We start from the raw sequence: 4,105 nt of genomic DNA, 5'->3' as shown, positions 1-4,105 counted from the left end.
CTCGCCGCGTCCCCGCAGCGCAAGGTTCTTCGTCTTGTTGCGGCTCGGGTCCGTGTTCACGCTCGACGCGGCGGCGTCGAGCTCGGCCATGAGCTCGCTGGGATCCTGTGGCATTTCGGGGTGGTTCGGTTGAGCATCGTCCGGCCCAGATGCGTCCGCTGCTGCCATGCCAAAGACACTGAGCGACAGGGCCGTGACGAGAGTAAGTACGGGACCACGCTTCATTGCGCCCTCCACTACGACGAGTCTGTCCGGTGCTGACCGGATCTCGGTCCCCGGACTCTCCGATCGACTGACACGCATGCGATCTTCCTGCCGGACAAGGAGGACCGCGGCTCGTCGCAGGACCCGAAGACGGGTCCGCCCAACAGCGACGCAGCGGAGAGCGCGGTCGGCTACCGAGGCCGACTTCTCGGTCGCGGCATGACGGATCTCGCCCCAACTCCGGCGCCACGGGCCGGATTCTTCGCCGGGGCAAGTACAGCCGCAAGAAGAGGTCAGGACAACTTGTTTCCGCTTATCCCGGAGCGGGTAGCAGCCGCGCTACCACTCCCACGACGAGGACGTCTTCGGTCCTGACTCAGCCACTCTCGGTACGGGCGACGCCGGCGGCCGGGTGGCATACGGGGTGATCCGCTAGGAGCTGCTGGTGCCTTCGAGACGCCGCGCCGGTAAAGCGCCCCTCACCTGCTGTGACGGGGGAGGGGCGCTTCGCTTGCCAGGTTGTTCAGCCGGCTTCCTCGGCCCGGGAGACCGTGACCTGCACCGGTTTGCTGATGATGTCGAGCACCGGCGAGGTGCGCTGCACGTAGCGGCACAGCTCCGCGACCTTCTCGTCGGGGGCGTCGGCGTCAACGTGGTACCGGACGTCGATCTGCTGGTAGCCCGGCCGGGTGTCCTCCGACAGCCCGAGGAATCCGTGCAGGTCGAGTTCGCCCTCGATGTCGAAGTCCAGGCTGCGGACCTCGATCCCCTGGGCGGCGGCGTTGTAGACGAACCCCACCGCCAGGCAGGAGGCGAGTGCGTGGAGCACCGTCTCCACGGCATTCGGGCCGCGGTTCTCACCGAGCAGCACCGGCGGTTCGTCGCCTTCCAACGTGAACGGGACGGTGCGCGAGACGTCCTCGGTGCCCGCGCCCCAGAAGCTCTTGATCTCCGTTCGGCTGTGGCCGCCGCCCTGCCAGGCGGTGCTGGCGCGGAACCGGAAGTTCGCGAGCGTGGGGTCCTGTTGGATCGCCCCGATGGTCTCGGTCAGCTGGGTGACGTTGACGCCGTTGCGTTCGCTCGTGTCAGTAGTGTTGGACATGGTCGTCTCCTTCGTTGTCGGTCTTCATCAGGTGTGGCGGTCGGTCGCCGTCGTGTCCGTGCCCGGATGGCGTTCCGCGTCCTCAGGCGCGACGGCCCCAGGTGAGCGCGTGGACGGGAGTTAGCGAGGTGCTGCCGGGGTCGGTGAAACCGTGCCGCTCCAGCAGCGCGTCGTAGGTGTGGCGCGGTAGTAACTGGTCGTCGATCTGTGCCTCGAAGAACTGGATGCCGGCCATCACCCGGCCGGGCACCGTTGCCAGCGCCTCGTCGCTGTCCGGGAACGGGAAGTCGGAGATCACGAACAGCCCGCCCGGATCGAGCGCGTCCTTGACCCGCTCGGTGACCCGGTCGATGTCGCGGCATTCGTGCATGGTGATGTTGTTGACCACCAGCGTGGCCGGCCGCTCGATCGTGAACTCCTCCAGTGGACTGGTCACGAACCGCACCCGGTCGGCGATGCCGGCCGCCTCGACGGTCTCCCGGGCCAGCTCGATCGAGTGGGCGTCGCCGTCCACCCCGATCAGTTCACAGGCGGGGTAGTGCTCGGCCAGCCGCACCAGTCCCAGGCCGGCGCCGCAGCCGGTGTCGACGATCACGCCGCCGTCGGCCAGCCGCTCGGTCAGCCCTGGAATCCGCCCGAGTCCTCCAGGCACCAGCCGGGTGTAGAAGGGGCGGCCCGACCTGGACACCCCATCGATCCACGCAGGGCTGCAGTCGTTCCACCAGAGCCGCTCCCCGGTGCCGAGCACCTGCTCGAACCGGTCGAACAGCTCGTGTTGCTCGAAGACCGCGAAGATGCCGCCGGCGTACGCCGGGCTGTCATCGTCGAGCAGCAGGGTCGCCATGTGCGGCGCGAGGCGATAGGTGTCGCGTTCCCGCTCGCAGACACCGCCGGCGAAGGCGGATCGGCACCACACGCCCACGTAGAACGGGTCGTGGCCGGTGCGCGCGGCCAGCTCGTCGGCCGTCGTGCCTGCTGGTGCATCGGCCAGGGCACGGATGAGGCCGGTGCGCAAGCCGATCCCGACCGTGCGGTGCCCGGCGTATCCGGCCACGTGTCCGAGGAGGATCGCCGCCTGGTCCTTGATCTCCGGTGCGGTTGTGGTGGTGGTCATGATGCATTCCTTTCGGTTGGGGTGGTCGGCCCTTCGGCCGGGGTGGTCAGCCTGCGGGGAAAGCCGCGGCCTGCGAGAGCAGGCACTGGTTCGGGCCGGGCTCTCCGTCGGCCAGGGCGGTGTCGGGGAAGATCTCCGGGAAGGGGCTGTCGTCGGCGCACCCGCCGCGGTAGGTGCGGATCATCCCTGGCAGATGGTCTGCCAGGGCCGGTCCGTGGTCGTTGAGCGTGAACAGGAGCTCCGCGGACGTCGCGTCGTCAAGAGAGCGGTCCGGCAGCCAGCCGTCGAGCGGGCCCTCCTTCACGTGGCCGGCGAACGTGGCCTGGCCGTTGCCGGCCAGCATGCCGATGAGGCCGAGCCTTGAAGTCTTGCGCGTGATGGTCATGACGACTCCTCGGTGTCTGACGGTCTCGAACACCGTCACGATGTGAGTCGTCGGTTGTGGGGTGGCTGCAGCTTGGCTGTGGGGCGGCTGCGGAGGTGGGAACGTCGCAGGCCGCCGGAATGGTCAGGTGTCGAGCAGGGCGTCGAGCTGGATCAGCGCCTCGTCACCCACCTGGCGTACGCCAAGCTGCTGCCCCCGCGTGGCGAGCGCTTCCGCTGCCTCGGGACCGAGACGCCCTTCGACCTGCTGCCACGCTCGGGTGAGGCGCTCTGCCTCGATGCCGAAGGTGGGGGTATCACCCGAGGTGACCGCTCCGTAGAGGATCGCCGCCGGTTCGTCGGCCTCCATCTCGGCGAGCAACTCGACGAGGTTGCGCACGGCCGTCAGCTGGTGGGTGTGGTCACCGACCCGTCGCCAGTGCGCCACGACGTCCCGGAAGGTGTGTAAGGCCTCACGCATTCGTCCGCGGCGTCCCTGGGAGGAGGCGAGGCACACCAGCGAGACGCCCTCGATGAGGCGATTACCCGCGCTGCGGGCCAGCGCGACTGCCTCGGTCAGGGCGAGCGCGGCGCGGTCCGGATCCCGTTCCAGGTGTACTTCGCCGTCGCAGTAGCAGGAGAACGCGCGCATCGTCGGACTGCCGGATCGCTCGGCGACCCGGCGCAGTTCGGGCACGCCGGCCGCCGCCTCGTCGGTGTCGCCGCGGTAGAGGTGGGCGAGGATGCGGCAGACCCACAAGAAGGACAAGTGGTAGCCGTTGCCCAGCGCCTCCGCGGTTTCCTGATGTCGATCTGCCAGGGCGAGGACATCGGTCAGCCGCCCCTCGTACAACGCTTCCGTCCCGAGCGCCCCCATCGCGATCATCGCCACTGAGCCGCCCGGCTCAGCCTTGCGGTAGGACGCGGTGGCCTCCTGCACGGCACGTTCGCACTCGTCCCGGCTAGTCGCCCCCCAGGCCGCGGTGGCCAAGGCACCGGCAAGGGCGGGATGCTCGCTTGCCCCTGTCAGCGAGAGCGCCCGACGTGCCCAGGTGGTCACCTCGTCGCGCAGCCGGAACATGACCTCGTCGGGAAGCGCGGCCGGCAACCGCAGAGCGACGTCCACGTCTCCGTCGGCGACCGCCCACGCGTGGGCGGCGCGCAGGTCGTCCATCGCTCCGGTGATCACGGCGACTGCCTCCGGTTCCTCTGGACCGCGGACTCGGGAGCCCTGGGTCTCGGCCAGCGCCACATGATGCGCGGCGTGGGCGCGGCGCAGCGCATCGGCGAGCCCGCGGTCCTCGTGTCGTCGCTGGCCGAAG

Annotated in this window: 3 protein-coding genes and 1 pseudogene; all 4 read right to left on the bottom strand. The window is 69.3% G+C overall.

Translation table 11 applies throughout. The features are described from left to right. Positions 1-727: 727 nt before the first annotated feature. The gene (locus ELR45_RS03460) at positions 728-1,306 is read right to left on the bottom strand and encodes an OsmC family protein (RefSeq protein ID WP_129663521.1); all 579 of its coding nucleotides are present in this window, start codon (positions 1,304-1,306) and stop codon (positions 728-730) included. 82 nt (positions 1,307-1,388) lie between these two features. Further along, positions 1,389-2,420, bottom strand: coding sequence for a class I SAM-dependent methyltransferase (locus ELR45_RS03455; protein ID WP_129663519.1), 1,032 nt, complete (start codon positions 2,418-2,420; stop codon positions 1,389-1,391). A gap of 46 nt (positions 2,421-2,466) precedes the next feature. Then, positions 2,467-2,805 carry a hypothetical protein gene (locus tag ELR45_RS03450; RefSeq protein WP_129663517.1) on the bottom strand — a complete coding sequence of 113 codons (339 nt, stop codon included), beginning with the start codon at positions 2,803-2,805 and terminating at the stop codon, positions 2,467-2,469. A gap of 123 nt (positions 2,806-2,928) precedes the next feature. Beyond that, a pseudogene (locus ELR45_RS34515) lies at positions 2,929-4,105 on the bottom strand (hypothetical protein); the annotation flags it as partial.

The organism is Phytoactinopolyspora endophytica (assembly GCF_004138495.1).
GTDB lineage: Bacteria > Actinomycetota > Actinomycetes > Jiangellales > Jiangellaceae > Phytoactinopolyspora > Phytoactinopolyspora endophytica.
Note: the sequence above shows the minus strand (reverse complement) of the source record. Positions and strands in the feature narration are given on the sequence as shown.

What these genes read in the sequence shown, in the direction of transcription:
- ELR45_RS03460 (WP_129663521.1), bottom strand. Translation starts at nt 1,306, where the DNA reads ATGTCCAACACTACTGACACGAGCGAACGCAACGGCGTCAACGTCACC.
- ELR45_RS03455 (WP_129663519.1), bottom strand. Translation starts at nt 2,420, where the DNA reads ATGACCACCACCACAACCGCACCGGAGATCAAGGACCAGGCGGCGATC.
- ELR45_RS03450 (WP_129663517.1), bottom strand. Translation starts at nt 2,805, where the DNA reads ATGACCATCACGCGCAAGACTTCAAGGCTCGGCCTCATCGGCATGCTG.